The organism is Segatella copri, assembly GCF_009494395.1.
Classification (GTDB): domain Bacteria; phylum Bacteroidota; class Bacteroidia; order Bacteroidales; family Bacteroidaceae; genus Prevotella.
Map to the genome: position 1 here is coordinate 1 of NZ_VZCB01000055.1, position 21,055 is coordinate 21,055.

Below are 21,055 nucleotides of genomic sequence, written 5' to 3' on the forward strand. Positions count from 1 at the left end.
TTTGAGTATTAATAACTTATTTAATAATCGTCTCGTTTTAACGGGACACTAGTGATGAAAAAGTATATATTTTCAGTTTTGATGGCAGCGATGGCTGCTTTCACATTCAGCAGTTGTGAGGATGTACCAGAACCTTACACCATGCCAACCAAACCGGAGACTGGCGGCACCACAGAAGGTGTGGCTAAGGGTACCGGTACCGCAGCAGATCCATACAACAGTGTTGCTGTAATCAATTACTGCAAGACCTTGGAGGCTGGCGTAGAGTCAGACAAGGAGGTCTATATCAAGGGTAAGGTAGTGAGCATCAAGGAGCAGTTCTCTACTAACTTCGGTAATGGTTCCTTCTATATTGCCGATGATGAGACCAGCGAAAAGTTCTACATTTTCCGCTCACTCTATCTAGGCAACAAGAAGTGGACAACCAACGATCCTGAGCTCAAAGAGGGCGACGAGGTTGTTGTATGCGCCAAAGTAATGAACTATATGGGCAACACACCGGAGACCGTGGCTAACAAGACTTACCTTGTATCATTGAATGGCAAGACTGCAGGAGGAGAAAGCAGTGGCGATATTAACGGCGTGGCTAAGGGCGATGGTTCTGAAGCCAATCCATTCAATAGCGTTGCTGCTCAGAAATATACAGCAGCTTTGGAAGCTGGCGTCGTTTCAGACAAGGAATTCTACATCAAGGGTAAGGTTCAGAGCGTGAAGGAGCAGTTCTCAGCAGCCTTCGGCAACGGATCATTCTATATTGCCGATGATGCCAACAGCACCCAGTTCTATATCTTCCGCATCTACTACTTCGGTGGCGAGAAGTGGAAGGAGGGCGATATGACGCTGAAGGAAGGCGATGAGATTGTGGTTTGCGCCAAGCTCATCAACTACATGGGCAACACTCCGGAGACCAACCAGGGCGGTAAGCTCATCTCCGTGAACGGCAAGACCAGCGGCGAAGGCGGCGGCACAGTAACTCCTGACCCAGAACCAGATCCAAACCCAGGCGAAGTAGCAACAGGGGAGAATGGCGGCTTCGAGACTTGGGCAGATGGTAAACCAACAAACTGGAATACAACTTCAGCAGGTAACGCTACGTTAACACAAAGCGAAGATGCCCACAGCGGCAAATACTCTGTGCAGGTGGCAGGTTCGCCAAAAGCAAACAAACGACTTGGTTACAAGGAGATGAAACTCAAGGCAGGCAAATACACCCTTAAGTTCTATGCTAAAGCAGCAACAGCAACAGGTGCTTCTGTTTGTCCAGGACACGTTGCAGTAAAAGACGGAGTTGTTGATTCACAAAACTACGTATACACCAAACAATATGTCAACGTTAGCAATGAAAAGTGGATCCTTATAGAACAGGAAATCGAGATAGCAGCAGACGGAACCTATAGCATCGTCATCATGAATGCCAAGAAACCTGGCGCAGCTGTCCTCATCGATGACTTCACATTCTCGTTGGGTAGCACAGCAATTATCAAGTAAATGTTGGAGCCAAACCACTAATTCTCAAATATTTCGTAAAAAGAAGGAGAATTATTTGGTGGATTCAATAAAAAAGTGTAACTTTGCACCCAGAAATTGTCAACAGGCTATAATGGGCATGCCCCGATGAGGGACACGAAATGATGCGAAAGCATCCCCATGACGTCTATTTTTAATAACCCAATAAAAATAAAAAAGAAAAAATGAAAAAAGGTATTCATCCAGAGAACTATCGTCCTGTAGTATTTAAGGATATGTCTAATGGCGATATGTTCCTCTCACAGTCTACATGCAAGACAAACGACACAGTAGAATTCGAGGGCGAAACTTATCCAGTTGTAAAGATTGAAATCTCTAGCACTTCTCACCCATTCTATACAGGTAAGAGTAAGCTCGTTGATACAGCTGGTCGCGTAGACCGCTTCATGAACCGTTACGGTAAGTTGAAGAAGTAATATATATACCTTTTTCATAAGGATATATTATTATCGAAAGATACAAAGTGCGTTCCAACGTAGTTGCATATACGTAGGAATGCACTTTTTCTCTTCTTATACATACAGGAAATCACTTTTTAACTTCTTATTTACTAGAAAGTAATCTCCTACTATTATTCTGAAAGTAATCTATAACTTAAAACAATTACGAGAAATGAAACATACCAAGTTACTTATTCTCTCGCTTATCGCAGCAATGACATTCTCGGCATGCGGTACAGACGACTCCCTGCAGTTTAACTTCCCTGATAAAGAGAATAACGGTGGAGGAAATACAAGTGGTTCTACAGACAAGACCAATACCAATAAAAATATGGTGAAAGCCAATATGCCGCAAGTTTTAAAGAATGCCTTAGGCGGATTGGAATTTCCAAAACTCAAGAACAACGGAACAAGCTATGCCATTGTTCACATGGACGGAGACGTTGTAAACTTCTCTAGCGAATGGGATGATGATATGAAAAGCCAGCGTTGGAGCTGCTATACTTTCAACACCACCAACATAGCTTCGAACGTAAAACGATGGGATGCTCCGCAGGGTGAGCGTCAGTATCCATGGGATACCGACCTGCAGGAACAGTGGGGCATCACCGATTTCACCGAAGACCCTACCCCAACCAAGCAGGGATTCGACCATGGACATATCTGCCCTTCTGCCGACCGCAAGTTGAACCTTACCCAACAGAAGCAGACTTTCTTCATGACTAACATGCAACCACAATATGCCAACTTCAATCAGAGGGGCACTTGGTATAAAATGGAAGAAGAACTTCGCAAGCTAGCTCCTAAAATTGATTCCGACACTCTTTTTATCGTAAAGGGTGGCACTATTGATGCTGTAGGTAGTGAAAGTAACCTCATCGGATGGAAAAAACAAGGTGCATCCAGCGACGTAAAGTTACCAGGCTACATCCCTGTGCCAAAATATTTCTTCGTTGCAGTACTGAAAAAAGAATTCAATACAAAAACTCAGAGTTACGGCTATAGCGCTTTCGGTTATTGGTTTAAACATGAAAACAAGAGTTTCGATTCCAAGAACGACAAGTTAGGCAATTATGTAGTCAACATCAAGACCCTGGAGGAGCGAACAGGCATCGATTTCTTCTGCAATTTGCCTGATGACATAGAGAAGCAGGTTGAAGAAATGGACGTACAAGCTATAAAGAATATCTGGGGATTTAAGTAAAGGCAAGGAATGTAGTGTCTCTTAACTTCCGAACGAGCGTAGGGAGTGATAACTTCTTTGATTTCAATTAATTCCCCTCTTATTCGAAGTTGGGTGAAGGGTGGTGAATAGTGGGTGAAGGCGGGGTAGCCGATGGCTTACACTGAGTTGTTACTCTATAGGGGGTGCTGAGTAGTTACAGAAGATGATTAAGAAGTAAAGAAGTATTAAAGGAAAAGATACCAGATGGGGCTTTTCTTTACATCCATAAACTAATAAAACCGCTCCTTCAGCGAGAATACTGAGGGAGCGGTTTCTTTTTAATAACGAATGAACTTTCAAGAGAAAGTTGTATATATAGTACTAAAAACAAGCATCATTTTCTATCTCTTCGGCAACCCCTTGACAGTTCCCTTAATTGGAGTACGACCGGTTCCCTTACCAAATGAAGAACCTGTAGAAGTACTGCTTCTGGAAACCCTAGCACCATTCGCAGAGTTACGTTCCAGATCGATATACATAATATCGCCCTTTGCCATACCAGTACCTATCATATAACCAAAGAATGTATCATATCTCTTACCTTGCTCTGCTCCCAAATGAAAACCGTATTGGCTGGCGTTGGCATCCATTACATAAGTAGCACCAGAAGCATACTTGATGTAAATATCTCCATTATTATCAATATACCAAGAGAACTTCAAGGTCTGTTGGTCATTACTTCCGTCTGTAGCATAATCTATCTCTATGCCACTTCCACTAAGCGAGTTGCGGTTATTCTTGTCCTGATAGAATATCATATTGGCTTCAAACTGATAGTTATTTCTGGAATTACCATCGGATGCCAACTCAGAAAGCTGGACATTTCCATACCAATCACCTACCAAAGTCTGAGCTTCATCAAGCAACCATTGGGTTTGCGAACCCTGCGAACCTTGGTTCCAGTCCCCCTGGTCCCATCCCCAGCCACCATGATTATAGTCATCATACCAGTAATAATCATCATGCCAAGAATCATCCCATGGATCATCGTCACAAGCAGTAAAAGTGAATGAAGTGACAGCTACTGCCATCAACATCAAAAGTTTCTTCATCTTTTTCATCGTCTTATATCCTTTCTTCTTTTAAAAATTCAACAAACTATTTTGCTACTAAGTATCAATCTATCAAAAAGACACCTTCTGTAGAACTTGGTGCAAAGATAAAGCATTTTTTACACCATTCAAAAGGAAAAAGGGAAGTTTTTAGGGGAATTTCCCTATGATAAAGGAAAATTTCCCTATCTCAACAAAAAATCCACCATTTTTCTTCCAATTTACAATTATTTTTGTTACCTTTGTGTCGAATTAATTAATAAAAATACATGCCAACAAGACAAATAATTATGATAAAAAAACATCTATATATAACACTCCTGGGACTGTTTTCGGCTATCACAGCCATAGCTACCCCCTATTGTGACATCCGAAAGTTTTCCATAGCTGACGGACTTGCAGCAAATACTATTTCTGACATAAAACAAGGAAAAGACAAGCTGATGTGGTTTGCCACATGGAACGGCTTGTCTTATTATGACGGATATAGCTTCCATACTTTCCGCGATGAACCAGACGGCGTAAGTGTTCTGTCAACCAACCGCATATTGAACATACAGCCAACTGCGGCAAACAACGTATGGTGTATAACCCAAGACCACAAACTTTATCTCTATGACACCCATCTCTGCCAGTTTTTAAAAACCAGCAATCAGATTAATGAGAAATTCAAGGTTGATTTCAGGGCAGACAATATCTATGATATTAATGGAGGGAACACCTGGGTTACATCCGCCAATGCCGATTATCTGCTACGCACCAATGATACAGATGTACTCGATTTTGAATTGATACATGTAGGTCAAAAAGGATTGAAAAGCGGTAAAGTTTACTTTATCTATGGCGACAAGAAACACAGAGAGTGGATCCTTACAGATAAGGGTACAACCATCTATGGCAAGAAATTCAGTACTAACGTACCTTATAAGTGGATTAGAGAAGTAGGAGAATATGTCTTCCTGGCTACAGAGAACGGAAAGGTTATCGTTGTAGATGAAAAAAATCGAGCTACCAATGTTCCCCTTCCTGAAGGTATAACCCACATCAACGAATTAAAGAATACGGGTTATCAGCTTCTTCTTGCCACCAATCTTGGCGTAGTCATCTATAATCCGAGAACTTTCAAATCAGAAATCATCAATATACAAAGTCCTTCACAGCCTCTAGCAGAAGTGAAGAAACTATATGTAGATGATTATGGAACGGTTTGGGCGTTCACTAACGGCATGGGTGTAACCCTTGTTAATCCTAAAACATCCGAGAAGCGATGGCTTTTCGCAGACCAACCGGATCCTGTAGACCGCACATCCAGCTCGAAACTCTTCATCACTCAGGATGAGAATCATACTGTATGGGTGGTACCTAACCAAGGTACCTTCAGTTATTACGACCGCAAGACAGGACAACTTGTGCCATACCTGCTGCGCAGTAACTCATCAGGCAATTACCGAATCCCTATGATTGAGAAATTCTGTCTCACAGACCAGGCAGTACTTTGGATAACAGGAATTCATGACCTCACATTGATTGGCTTCAAGAACCACCAATATACCCTCAACAAACTAAACAAAGGAGAGTCGGAGGTTCGTGCCATTACAGCCTTAGCCAACGGTAACCAGCTATATGGTCACAAGAACGGCTGCATCATGGTGGCCGATGTACATCATAACAAATTAGGATATTTTACCCCAAGCGGCAACATTACAAGCGAGCAGGTTCCCTTCTCGCCTGCGGGTATCTATTGCCTGTTCACAGATAACAACAACCGTCTTTGGATTGGTACTCATGGCGATGGGCTCTACCTGCTCACAGGAGGCAAATATTACCATTTCCTCAGCGATCCGAACAATCTGGCTTCACTTCCAAACAATAATATCTACGATGTGAAGTCAGACCGTCAGGGCCGCATTTGGATAGCGACATACGGTGGTGGAATCGCTCTTGCAAACATTCAGGAAGACAACAGCATCCACTTTACAAGCTTCAAGAACGGTCTCGCTTGGGATAAGCATCTCTTCCATAAGACACGCCGTATCACCTGTACCAATGATGGTGTCATATTAGTAGGAACTACAGATGGTCTTGTAACCTTCAGCGACAACTTCAAGGACTCAAGAAAGATAAAATTCTATAAGACGACTTTTATAGAAAACGATTCAACCAGCCTTGAGGCCAATGACGTAAACTTTATGTTAGAGCACTCTAGCGGAAAGATATTCATCTGTGAGTTTGGTGGTGTTTTCGAACAGATAAAAAGCACTAATCTGCTGCAAGACAACCTCAAGGTATCTTATATGAAGAATTATTCCCTCAACGAGGGACTGGTTCAAAGTATGATAGAAGATAACCAAGGCTATATTTGGGTAATAAGAGAATCCAGTATTGATAAGTTTGATGCAAAAACCGGGCAGATAGCAGCATTCGGTCCCAACGACTTCGACTACAATATGTCGTTTACCGAGGCACGCCCTTATCATGACCCTGCAACCAACAACATCACAGTAGGAACTCCAATGGGTGCACTTACCTTCAATCCAGGAACATTGAAGAAGAGCACCTATCAACCACGTATCATCTTTACGACACTCCACTATAATGGAGAACCAGAACAGCACCCAATCCTGCACAGCGAAAAGGTAGTAATCCCAGCAAACAAGCGAAACCTGACTATCAGTTTTGCTTCATTAGACTATACCCGCAAATACCAGACCAAATATCTATATCGCCTGGATGGATTTACCCCAGAAGGCGAATGGATTAGCAATGGAAGCAGCAACATCATCGGTTTCAACCATATCAGACACGGCAAATACATCCTCAAGGTAAAGGCGACCAACTCGCATGGTATCTGGAGTAAATACATTGCAGAACTACCTATTGAGGTACGTCCTACTTTCTGGGAAAGCATTTGGGGAAGAATTGCACTCATGCTTATTCTTATGGCTATTGTCGGTGCTATTTTCTATACATACAACCAGCGTCAACGTGAGAATTTGAGCCATGACATCAGTGTGATGAAAAATGAATTTTTCAGCGATGCCTCTCACCGTCTCCGCACCCCTCTTACGCTCATCGGAGGCCCAGTATCTCAAGTACTTGCCAATGAGCCCGGTCTTACCAAGCAGAGCCGCGAGCTGCTGCAGATAGTAGAACGCAATGCAAAGGAAATGCTGGAAATGATCAGCAAGATGCTGAAATTTGACAACAACAGCAATTTCTACGTCAATGGCGGATTCGATGAGGTCAATCCTAACGATGAGCAGGAAAACGAATTGTTAGAAGGTCAGATTGATGACCAGAACGTACTGCGCTATCTTGAAGAAAAACAGAAAGAACAGCAGATAGAAGAAAATCGTATAGAAGAGCATCAGATAGAAAAAGGAGACATGCAGAAGGAAATAACCATCCTGGTGGTAGAAGACAACAATGACCTTCGCAAGTACCTTTATACTATATTGAACGATTCTTATAATGTATTACTTGCCGAAAATGGCAAGGCTGGTTTGGTAGTTGCACGAAAGAATACTCCAGACTTCATCCTGACCGACGTAACCATGCCAGTAATGGACGGTATCACGATGATACATCATCTGAAGCAAGACTTAGCACTCAAAAACATACCTATTGTGGTGCTATCAGCAAAAGCCAGTGCAGAAGACCAGCTGAAGGGATTTGAGGAAGGTATTGATGGTTATCTCACCAAACCATTCTCTGTCAATTATCTGCTAGGCCGTATTGAGGCGGTTCTCAACAAGCGTCGTGCCATCCAAACCGACGTTTTGCAGAGACTGAAAGCCGCAGGCGACCAAGACGCTATTGCTGCCCTACGCATTCTTCCTACATCGGCAAACAAGGAACAGGCTACAGCTCCAGTCAATGCGGAAGAAGTAAAGGAAAGAGACAAGGCATTCATGTCGGTACAAATCAATGATGCACTGATTGAGAATATTCTAAACTATGTATTAGATAATATCAGTTCACCAGAAATGAAGATTGACGACATCGCAGATGCCATGGGCATGAGTCGCAGCGTTCTCTATAACCGCATCAAAACGTCTGTAGGCATGACTCCTGTAGACTTTGTGCGCCATATCCGCATTATGAAAGCATCAGAATTATTACGCGATACAGATGATACACTCACAGCCATCGCATTCAATCTGGGCTTCAGCGATCCAAAATACTTCTCGAAAGTATTCAAGAAAGAAATGGGCGTGGTTCCAACTGAATATCGGGAACGAACACGAAAAGTATGAGGATACGTGTGAAAAGACAATAAAGAAGTACTGCGTAGGGTGTAAAAAGACAACAAAAGCATACTTTTCTTCGATATTTTGCATTTTTTAAACTTATTAAAAGAAAAAAGTGAGAAAAAATGATGCAATTTCAAGAAAAAGTATTACCTTTGCAGCAAGTTCTTAGAAAAGTTAAATGATAGATTAATCAAAACTTTCTTCGACTACAAATTTTAGAGTGGAAGAAAGTTGGAAGTATTCCGGGGATTGTGAAATTCCCGGACTTTTTTTTCTCTTTTTCCAAGAGAATCTCTCTCTATTCAACAATCTTCCAGCATATTCCCCAACATTTTAGATAAATTATGTAAACTTATTATTCTGTCTAAAAGAAAAATAGTATCTTTGCACTCGTAACGTAAATACAAATCGTATTACAAGCAAATTTGATACATAAAATATAAAAAAAATGAGAACTGTTTACGAATTCTCTGTCAAGGACAGAAAGGGAAAGGATGTTTCCCTCAAAGAGTACGCTAACGAGGTATTACTCATCGTCAACACAGCCACCAAGTGTGGGTTTACACCTCAGTATGAGGAATTAGAAAAGCTCTATGAAACATATCACTCACAAGGTTTCGAAATTCTCGATTTCCCTTGCAACCAGTTTGGTCAGCAAGCACCGGGAACCGATGAAAGCATCCATCAATTCTGTAAACTTACATACGGTACAGAATTTCAAAGATATAAGAAGATAAAAGTGAATGGTGATGATGCTGCTCCTCTCTTCAAATTCCTCAAGGAAGTAAAGGGATTTGCTGGCTGGGATGAATCACATCCTCTTTATCCTGTACTTGACAAGATGTTGAGCGAGGCTGATCCTAACTACAAGGAGAGTGCTGATATCAAGTGGAACTTCACCAAGTTCCTCATCAACAAGAAGGGACAGGTAGTAGCACGTTTTGAACCTACAACAAGTTTTGACGTAATTGCCAAAGCCATTGAGGAATGGCTCAAAGCTTAAACAACAGTTGAGCACCGCATGCACATCACCTGTTGTGCGAGCGCATAGCAGCTGATATGCAAGCGCACAACAGCTGTTGTGCGGCTAGAGATACTGAATATCTCAAGGATGTATACTGTCGTTTCCAAAAACATATCAATAATATACCCAAAACAAGAGGGTGCATCATAAAATTATGTTGCACCCTCTTTGTTGTATTTATATGATGGAATCCATTAATTCCAAAATAACAATCCATTCATTAATCCACCTTTGGCACTGTAGAAAGGAACTTATTGATTTCCTCATCACTTACCCTATAATCATGCAAATCACCATTGAGATAGCTCTCGTATGAAGGCATATCAATAAGACCATGACCAGAGAGACAGAAGAGAATAACCTTCTCCTTACCTTCTTCCTTTGCCTTCATGGCCTCACGTACAGTAGCTGCAATAGCATGACAACTTTCAGGAGCAGGGATAATACCCTCGGTACGTGCAAAGAGCATACCAGCCTTGAACGACTCCAACTGAGGGATATCTACACCGTGCATATAACCATCCTTGATAAGCTGTGAGATAATCATACCTGCACCATGATAACGAAGACCACCAGCATGGATATTGGCAGGCTTGAAGTCATGTCCCAAAGTGTACATTGGCAACAATGGAGTATAACCTGCCTCATCACCAAAGTCGTACTCAAACTTACCGCGGGTCAACTTAGGACAGCTATCTGGCTCTGCAGCGATAAACTCAGTATGCTTCTCACCGCTCAAGTTATGGCGCATGAATGGGAAGGCAAGACCACCAAAGTTGCTACCACCACCGAAACAAGCAATAATGGTATCAGGATACTCACCAGCCATCTGCATCTGCTTCTCTGCTTCAAGACCAATTACAGTCTGATGAAGAGCCACATGATTGAGTACAGAACCCAAAGTATACTTACATCCCGGAGTTGTTGTAGCCAACTCTACTGCCTCACTGATAGCAGTACCGAGAGAACCAGGATGATGAGGATCGCGAGTAATAATGTTCTTACCCGCACGAGTACTCATGGAAGGAGAACCCTCTACAGTGGCTCCAAAGGTACGCATGATGCTGGAGCGATAAGGCTTCTGCTGCATAGTAATCTTAACCTGATATACAGCGGCCTCCAGTCCGTATAATTTAGCAGCATACGAAAGAGCAGCGCCCCACTGACCAGCACCGGTCTCTGTGGTAACATTAGAATCACCCTCTTGCTTGCAATAATAGCACTGTGGAATGGCAGAATTGATTTTGTGAGAGCCCAATGGGTTAGTACTCTCGTTCTTGAAGTAGATGTGAGCCGGAGTACCCAAGGCCTCTTCAAGAGCATAAGCTCTCACCAAAGGAGTTGAGCGATAATAAGTATACTTCTCTCTTACGTCTTCTGGAATATCAATCCAAGCATGTTCTACATCGAGCTCCTGCTTAGAACACTCCTTATTAAAAATGTGAGACAAGTCGTCAGCATTGAGCGGCTTGTGAGTCTGTGGATTCAATGGTGGCAATGGCTTGTTAGGCATGTCTGCCTGAATGTTGTACCACTGAGTAGGAATATCCTGCTCTTGCAGTAAATACTTTTTCTGTCTCATAATATTATGTTTAAATTATTAGAAAATTCGCTTTCATTTTGTTTTTCCAGAAAAGATTTTGCTTTCCAAATGAAACATTATCTATTATTCCACGACAAAAGTACAAATAATATTTCAATTAAGAAAAAAATTACTCATCTTTTTCTCTTCTATTTCCTATTTTTATCTTAAAATGACGGCAATATATCTAGAAAAGCAATAAATTCTATTCAAAATATAACAATAAAACATTTTTTACTCCTATAAAATCAAATATTACCCCTATGTTTTAAGATAAATTACTATCTTTGCAACAGTTAAAACAAACAGGCGTTGTGAAACGCCATTCATCATCTTTTACTTATACATAAAGAAAAAACAATGAAAGCAGATAGGGGTATCTAATCTTTCATTGTTTTTTCATTTTATATACCATCCAAGGTAACGAGGTATATGAGTTTTTTCCTTATTTCAATTCCAAGGATGATATTTTCCGCAATAGCTCTACAGCTTGTTCTACACTTGTTACATCCTTAATGCGCAGATAACGCTTGTTATTTTTCTCCTTCAATGCGCACTCCCGAACATGGATTGTAACATAATTAATCACACGAGAGAACATTTGGCTCTTATAAAAAGGACTGTTAACATTGCTCACAAATTGCATCTGCATACTTCCTGTCTTGAGCATTATCTTCTCTGCTCCCAAACGCTTTCCAAGACGACGAAGAGTTACAACATGCATCAATTCCTCGCCTTCTTTCGGAACCGGACCAAAGCGGTCTATCAAACGCTGTCGGTAAGCCTTCAACTCATCATCACTCTGCAGATGATCTAACTCACGATACAGAAGCATACGTTCGCTGCTGCCCGGTACATAGGTATCAGGGAAATAGGTCTCCAAGTCACTTTCTATCGCACAGTCGTCTACAAAATCATCTCCTGTAAATTGCTCACCAGCCTCTATTTCCTGCTGATAGAGGTCAGAGAACTCTTCGTTCTTCAATTCTGTTACAGCCTGCGAAAGAATCTTCTGATAGGTTTCATAACCCAGATCTTCCATAAATCCACTCTGTTCCGAACCCAACAGATTACCTGCACCACGAATATCCAGATCCTGCATAGCCAGATTAAAACCACTTCCCAGCTCACTAAAAGTTTCCAGCGCCTCCAGTCTGCGACGTGCCTCTGGAGTAAGCGCACTCTTTGGAGGAGCAATAAGATAGCAAAATGCCTTTTTATTGCTACGTCCTACACGACCACGCATCTGATGCAAATCACTCAGTCCGAACTTATGAGCATCTTCTATGATGATAGTATTGGCATTACCCACATCTATTCCGTTTTCTACAATAGTAGTAGAGAGCAATACGTCATAATCATAATTGATGAATCCCATTATAACTTTCTCCAATTGCTCTGGTGCCATCTGACCATGGCCGATGACCACACGACAATCTGGAATATGTTTCTCCAAGAAGAGTTTCAGTTCCTCCAACTTGGATATACGATTGCAAACGAAATATACCTGTCCATTACGGCTCATTTCAAAGTTGACTGCATCAATAATCGCCTCACGGTTAAAAGTAATCAACTCGGTATGGATAGGATAACGGTTAGGTGGCGGTGTACGCATGATACTCATATCACGCGCTCCCATCAGCGAGAACTGCAAGGTACGAGGTATTGGAGTAGCACTCATGGTCAACGTATCAACATTCACCTTGAGCTGGCGCAGCTTTTCTTTGGTTGAAACACCAAACTTCTGCTCTTCGTCAATGATCAGCAGACCCAAGTCGTGCCATTTCACCGTTTTGGAAATCAATTTATGGGTTCCTACAAGTATATCTATCTTGCCTGCCTTCAAATCTTCGATAATCAGTCTGGTATCCTTGGCAGAACGGGCACGAGAGAGGTAATCTACACGTACCGGAAGACCTTCCAATCGACTTTTAAAGGTTTGGTAATGCTGATAAGCCAACACGGTGGTAGGCACCAGTACAGCCACCTGCTTACTGTCGCAAGCCGCCTTAAAAGCTGCTCGTATGGCAACCTCCGTCTTTCCGAAGCCAACATCGCCACAAACCAGACGATCCATAGGTCTGCCACTCTCCATGTCTTTCTTCACCTCAGCTGTAGCCTTTCCCTGATCGGGGGTATCCTCATAAAGGAAAGACGCTTCCAATTCATGCTGTAGATAACTGTCGGCACTATAGGCAAAGCCCTTTTCTCTCCTGCGCTGCGCATAGAGCTTTATCAGATCTCGGGCTATATCCTTAATCTTCTTCTTTGCCTTTTCCTTCAGTCTGTCCCAGGCTCCAGTACCCAGCGTAGACAGACGAGGCGGTTCACCCGTATCACTTCTACGATACTTGCTTATCTTATAAAGCGAATGGATAGAGACATCCACCTTATCATTATTCTTATAGATAATGCGGATTACTTCCTGATAGCTATTACCGGCAGGAACACGTACCAGTCCACCAAACTTACCGATACCAAAGTCTACATGCACAATAAAATCCCCCGGTTCCATTTCCTGCAGTTCCTTCATGGTAAGTGCCATCTTTCCTGCCCTTGCCTTATCCGAACGGAGGTTATACTTATGGAATCGGTCGAAAATCTGATGATCGGTAAAGAAACAGCATTTCTTGTCGTGATCGATAAAGCCCTCGTGGATAGTCTTGTCCACAGATGTAAAACTGATGTTGTATCGTTTCAGCTCCTCACTGCAGAAGATATCCTTGAGACGCTGTTGCTGTTTCTGGCTATCAGCTAATATATATAAGGTGTATCCCTGAAGCTGATAATCCTCCAAAGTCTTGGTCAAAAGTTCAAAATTCTTATGAAAGAGCGGCTGTGGTGCAATCTGAAAGCTGATAGAAGAATCTGCACTACCGGATAACACTACTCTTTGGTGCTCAGCCACTCCTTTCTGGAATTCCAGAGGAGTTACGAGATTGAATTCCTTCTTCATCTCATGCATGATTTTCTCAGCTTCCATCTCGTTGGCTCCCTCTAGCCGTTCCTGCATGATTTGGGCAGAGAAGCCATCCTCATAGATCTTTTCGATACTGTCATGCACAAAAGTATAATCCTTCATCACCACAAGAGCATCAGAAGGAAGGAAACTGAGGAAAGACTGTTTTACAGACTGAACACTCGCCAACTCCGGCACAATCTCAATACGCTCCCGCTTGTCTTTAGACAACTGATTTTCAACATCGAACGTACGGATGGTGTCTATTTCATCTCCGAAGAAGTCTACACGGAATGGATATTCGCAACTGTACGAATAGACATCGAGGATACTACCACGAACGGCAAACTGACCCGGTTCATAGACATAATCGGTCTCTACGAGTTCGAAATCACGCAAGGTATGAACCACGTCTGTAAGCGAGACCTGCTGCCCTACCTGCAATCTAAGGATACGATCATCAAGCTGCTGCTTACCAACTACCATTTCCGCAAGTGCTGCAGGATAAGAAACGATATAAATACCGCCAGAAGCAGAAGATGATTCCGATGACAATCTGGCAAGTACTTCTGTTCGCAGGATTTCACTAGCTGCATCCCGCTGTCCATACTTGATGGCACGGCGATAGCTGGATGGAAAGAAGAACGCATTTTCCTGCCCCATCATCTGCGTAAGATCGTGATAAAAATATCCGGCTTCATCTGCATCATTGAGCACAAACAGTACGGTTCGATCCATCTTTTCCTGCAAAGGAGCAAAAAACATAGGGACCGACGAACACAATAAGCCCTGGAGAAAAACCGAACGAACCGACTTTTCTTCCAATAAACTCAAAAAGGCATTCGCCTGTGGCGAACGCCCATATAATTGTTCTATTTCCTGAATAGTCATTACTTCTTTGGATATTTCTTGAACCAGCCATCCAGTCTGAGTCGCATCACTCCGAAGAAAGCCTCGCCAAAGATACCACCATTCATCTTGCTAACGCCCTCACGACGATTGACGAAGATAACTGGCACTTCCTTTATCTTGAAGCCAATCTTATGAGAAGTAAACTTCATCTCTATCTGGAAAGCATAGCCCTTAAAACGGATTTTATCTAAATCTATCGTTTCCAACACCTTACGACGATAGCAAACGAATCCGGCTGTAGTATCATGTACTTTGAATCCTGTAACAATACGCACATACTTAGAAGCAAAATAGCTCATTAGAACACGCCCGATAGGCCAGTTTACTACATTCACACCCGATACGTAGCGTGAACCCACAGCCACATCATATCCCTCATCGTGGGTAGCAGCATAAAGGCGAGGCAAGTCGTTAGGGTCGTGACTGAAATCAGCATCCATTTCGAAAATAAAGTCATAGCCCTGCTGCAACGACCATTTGAAGCCCATGATATAGGCTGTGCCCAATCCCAGCTTACCTGATCTTTCCAGAATATGTAATCTATCCCCAAACTCATTTTCAATCAATGATTTAACGATAGCAGCAGTACCATCAGGACTTCCGTCATCTATCACCAGGATATCAAACTTCTTCTCCAAGCCGAATACGGCACGGATGATTTTCTCTATATTTTCCTTCTCATTATAGGTAGGAATAATTACAATACTATCACTTTTCATATCTTGTTCATTGTTAGTTATCTTATTGGTCGGGATTCTCCACAAATCCCTGATATTCCTTTTCCAGTCCCGCCATGATGACATCATAGCTCTTGGTCATCTGGTTCTTGATATTCTCCGGGCCCTTACCGATAGGAGCGATAGGCTCATGAATGGTAAGACGGAGAGGATGCCAGAATACCCACGACATATCCTTCATTCGAGGCTTCACATCAAAACTACCATTAATAGTAAGTGGGCAAACAGGCAACTGCAACTCATCAGCAAGCATGAAGGCACCACGACGGAATACACCCATGTGACCGGTAAAGGTACGGGCACCCTCAGGAAATACCACCAGCGACATACCTTCCTTGAGCACCTCACGGGCACGATCGTAAGAAGCACGAATCTTGGATGGACCGCTCTTATCAACAAAGATATGGTGAGCATATTCACAAGCTACACCTACCAAAGGAATCTTACGGATGCCTTTCTTCATCATCCATTTGAAATTACGCCCCAAGAAACCATATATCAGGAATATGTCGAATGCACCCTGATGATTAGCTACAAACACATAACTCTGATTCTTCTTGAGATGCTCTTTACCCTCTACCTTTACCGGCAGAAGGAGAAGACGTATCCAGAGCTGCGACCAGATTTTTCCTGGATAATAGCCCCAGAAGTGTCCGTTGCCCAACATACAGCCTATCACGGTTGTCAAACTGGTTATAATACTGGCTACCACAAGTATCGGCAGACAGATGAGCAATTGATATAATCGATATATGTACTTCATTTTACTTTGAATTTTTAACTTTGAATTTTGAACTTTATGATTAGCAGATGCTGCTATTTATTCTACGGTAAGAAATCATTTATTTACAGCGCAGCGTGATGACAGCAATTTCAGCTGTAGCTCCCACTCGTATTGGAACAGTACCGCCTAAGCCCGATGTGGTATAGAGTTGGCAACCCTCACGCTCATACAGCCCATAATCAAATGGGGTAAACATTGAAGGACGTAATCCCAAAACCGAAACCTGTCCAGCATGAGTATGACCGCTGAGCGTAAGTTGCGGAGCCACCTTCACCGAATCGTTTCCAGCAATAGCAGATGGCAAAGTCTTGCTCCACTGCTTCGGCATATGCTGCAACATCATGACAAACGATCCAGGCTTGATACCATAGAGTGCCTTTCCAATATCAGAGCGGTAAGGCTTTTCATAGTTCTCGGTACCAGCCACATAGATAGAGTCGTTGCCTCTGTGTATCACGATATGCTCATTATTAAGCAGTCGCCAGCCCATATTCTTTTCTGCCTGTCTTACTTCAACCTCTATTTTTTCCATTTCAGCCTTGTCATCCTCATCGATGTTGAGATACCAGGTATAATCATGATTGCCCAATACGCTCAGAACACCATCTTTAGCCTTCAGACGCTGCATCAGTTTGATATAAGGCTTCAGTTCTGACGGTTGCACATTCTGCAAATCGCCAGTAAAGCATATCAGGTCGGCATGCTGAGCATTGATGCTGTCTACATCCCGCTGAGGCAACCCCCGACGCCAGCCGTAGTACGAACCAAGATGAATATCACTGAAATGCACGATACGATACCCATCAAACTTCTTTGGCAAATCTGGTACATACACCGTAAGCTGCTTTACTTTCATCTTTGGAAAGCCCAAGGTAAAGCCATAAATGAACGTGAAAAACGCACACACCGCCAGTACCAATCCTACGAGTTTCCCCCAGTTTCTGCCTTGATTGCCGGGACGGAATCCAAATCTGCCCAACTTACCACTTTTAGCGATACACATGCACAGCCAGCCGATAAAGCTGCAGAAGGCAAAGACAAATTGGGGCACTGCAAATATCGCCATCACTCCAAACCAGATATCAATCAGTACAGGGTTGTCGGGAAGGAAATTACGCTCCAAAGCGAGAAAACCGCTATACCCGATGACTCCCATTGCCGGCAACCACCACAAAAGACGTAACCACCGTCTGGATAAATGGCAAAAAGACTTGCCTAGACAGCCCTTCCTCCTATTCAAGAAGAGGTATTGCTTCCCTATCCACCAATATGGCAGAATGGTTAGGATGATAACGGGCACTAATATTCTAGCTACCATTTTTGTTTTCTTACTATATTTTGTGAGACATCTTTTTATCTATTACGCAGGAGAAGCCTGAAGATAGTTTAAAGACAAATATCATATGAACCATATGCCCATAAAACTATCGCTTCAGTAAACTCGACTGCAGAAATCTTCTCATCAACTCTACAGGTACACCTCTACGATGTGCATAGTCGCGTAACTGGTCCTCTCCTATCTTACCCAATTCGAAGTATTGAGCCTTGGGATGTGCAAACATCAAGCCCGACACACTGGAATGGGGTGTCATCATACCCGTTTCCGTCAGTCGTATACCTACTTGCTTCATATCTAGCAGTTGGTCGATGATGAAATTGAAGCTCGTATCAGGTAGCGACGGATAGCCGATAGCAGGACGGATGCCCTGATATTCTTCACGATGCAGTTGTTGGGGAGTCAGATGTTCATCAGGTGCATATCCCCAATAAGTCTTGCGTGTCTGCTCATGCAGCAGTTCTGCCGTAGCCTCAGCCAACCGGTCGCAAAGCAACTGTGCCATCATTCCCAGATATTCATGATTGCGATAAGCATTCAAGATAGAAGCTTCTACCGTACAGCAGAACACCCCTAATCTTCTTGCGATGTCTCGCTGCAGCATCTTTTCCGTCTTCGTTTCAGCGCCCGAAACCTGCAGACTACGAGGGCAGATGAAATCAGCCAGGCAGAGATTAGGAGCTCCTGGAGCAGATGGATGCTGCTGCCGGAGCAACGGCAATCGGACCTGCTTCTTTTCTGCATCAGCACATCCATTCAACTCATCAGAATTCCCTGTCTCAACGATGATGTCGTCACCCTCGCTATAGGCATCCAGGACTTTCAAAAGTGCGTGGGTATGATATTTACCCTCCCACGAGCTGAGCATTTCCTCAGCCTCCTGACGCATTTTCTGTTTTTCCTCTTCCTTCTTTCCGCTCAATCCCCAGGCATGATAGAAATACAGCCAGTTAATATACGGCACTACCTCTGAAATATCATAGCTAATCTTTTTCATCTACAATCTGAATGTAAGCTCTTCGCCACGACTATTTTCATCAAATACACCTTTATTATATATAAGATGTCCGTTACAGATTGTCTGTTCTACCCGCCACTGGTATTCATGGCCTTCCATCGGACTCCATTTACACTTGCTCTGAATTTCATCCTTGGTTACAGTCCATGGACTATGAGGACGTACGATGGCGATATCAGCCTTGTATCCCTTGCGCAAGAAGCCACGCCCCTCGATTTCGAAGAGCTGGGCAGGCTGATGTGCCATCAGTTCTACCAGGCGCTCAATACTGAGCACACCTTCGTCTACCAGTTCCAGCATGGTAACCAGCGAGAACTGAACCATCGGCATTCCCGAAGCCGCCTTGGCACAGCCACCCTGCTTATCCTTCCATTCATGAGGAGCATGATCGGTACCAATAGTAGCAATCTTTCCATCATTCAATGCCTGTCGTAATGCAGCACGGTCCTGTGCGGTCTTGATAGCCGGATTGCACTTGATGAGTGTTCCCTTACTGGCATAATCAGCATCACAGAAGTAGAGATGAGCCACACATGCCTCTCCAGTTATATGCTCCTCAGGCTGAAGCAGTTCCAATTCCTTAGCCGTTGTAAGATGAGCCACATGGAGATGTGCTCCACTCTCTTTTGCCAGTTTTACAGCCAAAGCCGTACTCTGGTAGCAAGCCTCCTCACTGCGTATCTCCGGATGATGTTCTACAGCCGGATCATCACCGTATTTTGCCTTTGCCTCAGCCATATTGCGATTGATGATATCCGTATCCTCGCAATGGGTCATCACCGGCAACCCCAATTCCTTTGCCTTCTTGAATACACTTACCAGCGACTCGTATTTATCTACGAGCATATTTCCGGTGCTGGAACCCATAAAGAGTTTGATACCAGGCACATGATGCCGGTCCAGCCCACAGAAACTCTCCACATTGTCATTGGTAGCTCCATAGAAGAAGCTATAGTTAACGTGGCTTTTCTCTGCTCCCAGCTGACGTTTATCAGCCCATACCTGCAGGTCTGTAGTCTGCGGAACGGTATTCGGCATCTCCAGATAAGAAGTCACGCCACCGTATGCAGCAGCCTTCGATTCGCTCTCGATGTCAGCCTTACGTGTCAGTCCAGGCTCACGGAAATGGACATGGTCATCTATGACTCCTGGCAAAACAAAACACCCCGAAGCATCCACTACATGTTCGTAGGTGCCACGGGGTGCCTTTCCTTCAAATATCTCTGCAATAACGTCACCATCAACAATGAGACCGCCCTGAAAAGAACGTCCCTCATTGACTATGGTACCGTTTTCTATTAATATCTTCATTACTTTTCTGTTTTTTCTGGAATTGTTGGTGTTGCCAACTCATTAGGAGTTGGAGCCGGAGCTGCGTCGGGATTTACCTGCGGAGCCCCCAGCTGCTGATTCATCTCAGAGGTAGCCTGTGAAGGCGACATCTCATGAGTACCGTTCATGATAGCCTGATTCTCCTGAGCCTTCTGATAGTAATCCTTTACATAAGGATCGTTCTTGAACCGTTCGGTAGCCTTGCTCATAATATCTTCAATCCAAGGCGAAAGCATCGGATATTGATTTCCCATGGTAACAAGGAAGAAGACGCCAGCTCCTAAAACGTTGTCGAAGTTTTCCGTCACGAAATTTGTAATCAGCTTATCTTCCTGCTCCGAGAGCTGTATCGCCTCGGCATTGAGCTTTTGGGTTACCACATTCATATCGCTACCATTCATGATGGCTTGGTCGTGCTTGTGAACCAGTTCTCTTTGCTGATTCTGCAACTGCTGGTATTTTTTGAAAAATCCAAATAGCTTATCATTGAGTGGTGTACCGCTTACAATCTGCTGCGCGTCGTCCAGCTTCACAGTGATGTCTCCACTTTCTAAAACGAGTGGCAATACTGGCTCATCGTCCATAAAGATATTACCCATCTTTACCGAGTCCAGATTACCTTGGAAATGGAATTGTCCATGCAATACATCACATGAATCGATGCTTTTGAAATTGTTGTCTTTCAAGATTTTCAGGTACAACATACGTCCATCAAGAGTGCTTACATTGGAAGTACCCTTGATTTCGTAAGTATTGGCACATGATGTAAGCGCCAACAAGGCAATGATTGCTAAATATATCTTATTCATAAGCTCTGTTTATCACTTTTGGTGAACAAAAGTACAATCTTAAATCGAACTGAGGAAATAAATTT

Annotated in this window: 14 protein-coding genes; 5 read left to right on the forward strand and 9 right to left on the reverse strand. The window is 43.2% G+C overall.

The window, feature by feature from the left end; translation table 11 throughout:
• Positions 1-54: 54 nt before the first annotated feature.
• The 3 genes from F7D73_RS06875 (at position 55) to F7D73_RS06885 (ending at position 3,171) form a co-directional block, all read left to right on the forward strand.
• Entirely contained in the window at positions 55-1,488 is a 1,434-nt protein-coding gene (locus F7D73_RS06875) for a hypothetical protein (RefSeq protein ID WP_153123360.1), read from the forward strand.
• Positions 1,489-1,691: 203 nt separating this feature from the next.
• A complete protein-coding gene (locus F7D73_RS06880) occupies positions 1,692-1,943 on the forward strand; it encodes a type B 50S ribosomal protein L31 (RefSeq protein ID WP_006847266.1) in 252 nt (83 codons plus the stop codon).
• Between the two features lie 196 nt (positions 1,944-2,139).
• Positions 2,140-3,171 carry a DNA/RNA non-specific endonuclease gene (locus F7D73_RS06885; RefSeq protein ID WP_153123362.1) on the forward strand — a complete coding sequence of 344 codons (1,032 nt, stop codon included), beginning with the start codon at positions 2,140-2,142 and terminating at the stop codon, positions 3,169-3,171.
• Between the two features lie 362 nt (positions 3,172-3,533).
• On the opposite strand, the gene F7D73_RS06890 is transcribed toward F7D73_RS06885, so the two are convergent.
• Positions 3,534-4,253, reverse strand: a complete 720-nt coding sequence (locus tag F7D73_RS06890) for a hypothetical protein (RefSeq protein ID WP_153123364.1) — start codon at positions 4,251-4,253, stop codon at positions 3,534-3,536.
• Positions 4,254-4,534: 281 nt separating this feature from the next.
• On the opposite strand from F7D73_RS06890, the gene F7D73_RS06895 reads away from it, so the two are divergent.
• Complete coding sequence (locus F7D73_RS06895; RefSeq protein WP_194256869.1) at positions 4,535-8,500, forward strand: hybrid sensor histidine kinase/response regulator transcription factor; 3,966 nt, start codon at positions 4,535-4,537, stop codon at positions 8,498-8,500.
• Between the two features lie 445 nt (positions 8,501-8,945).
• Positions 8,946-9,500, forward strand: a complete 555-nt coding sequence (locus tag F7D73_RS06900) for a glutathione peroxidase (protein ID WP_153123368.1) — start codon at positions 8,946-8,948, stop codon at positions 9,498-9,500.
• 241 nt (positions 9,501-9,741) lie between these two features.
• Here F7D73_RS06900 and F7D73_RS06905 read toward each other — a convergent pair whose 3' ends face one another.
• The 8 genes from F7D73_RS06905 to F7D73_RS06940 all read right to left on the reverse strand — a co-directional run bounded on the left by F7D73_RS06905 (position 9,742) and on the right by F7D73_RS06940 (position 20,990).
• Entirely contained in the window at positions 9,742-11,103 is a 1,362-nt protein-coding gene (locus F7D73_RS06905) for a TrpB-like pyridoxal phosphate-dependent enzyme (RefSeq protein WP_153123370.1), read from the reverse strand.
• Between the two features lie 445 nt (positions 11,104-11,548).
• Positions 11,549-14,953, reverse strand: a complete 3,405-nt coding sequence (gene mfd, locus F7D73_RS06910) for a transcription-repair coupling factor (RefSeq protein WP_153123372.1) — start codon at positions 14,951-14,953, stop codon at positions 11,549-11,551.
• A complete protein-coding gene (locus F7D73_RS06915; protein ID WP_153123374.1) occupies positions 14,953-15,693 on the reverse strand; it encodes a polyprenol monophosphomannose synthase in 741 nt (246 codons plus the stop codon). Before F7D73_RS06915 ends, mfd begins: the two co-directional genes overlap by 1 nt.
• A 22-nt stretch (positions 15,694-15,715) precedes the next feature.
• Entirely contained in the window at positions 15,716-16,474 is a 759-nt protein-coding gene (locus tag F7D73_RS06920) for a lysophospholipid acyltransferase family protein (RefSeq protein ID WP_153123376.1), read from the reverse strand.
• Between the two features lie 79 nt (positions 16,475-16,553).
• Entirely contained in the window at positions 16,554-17,813 is a 1,260-nt protein-coding gene (locus tag F7D73_RS06925) for a metallophosphoesterase (RefSeq protein ID WP_153123378.1), read from the reverse strand.
• 106 nt (positions 17,814-17,919) lie between these two features.
• On the reverse strand, positions 17,920-18,828 hold the full coding sequence (locus F7D73_RS06930; RefSeq protein ID WP_153123380.1) for a vitamin B12 dependent-methionine synthase activation domain-containing protein: 909 nt from the start codon (positions 18,826-18,828) through the stop codon (positions 17,920-17,922).
• Entirely contained in the window at positions 18,829-20,160 is a 1,332-nt protein-coding gene (locus tag F7D73_RS06935) for a dihydroorotase (RefSeq protein WP_153123382.1), read from the reverse strand.
• Complete coding sequence (locus tag F7D73_RS06940; protein WP_153123384.1) at positions 20,160-20,990, reverse strand: DUF4369 domain-containing protein; 831 nt, start codon at positions 20,988-20,990, stop codon at positions 20,160-20,162. The genes F7D73_RS06935 and F7D73_RS06940 overlap by 1 nt, the downstream gene beginning before the upstream one ends.
• Positions 20,991-21,055 lie beyond the last annotated feature (65 nt).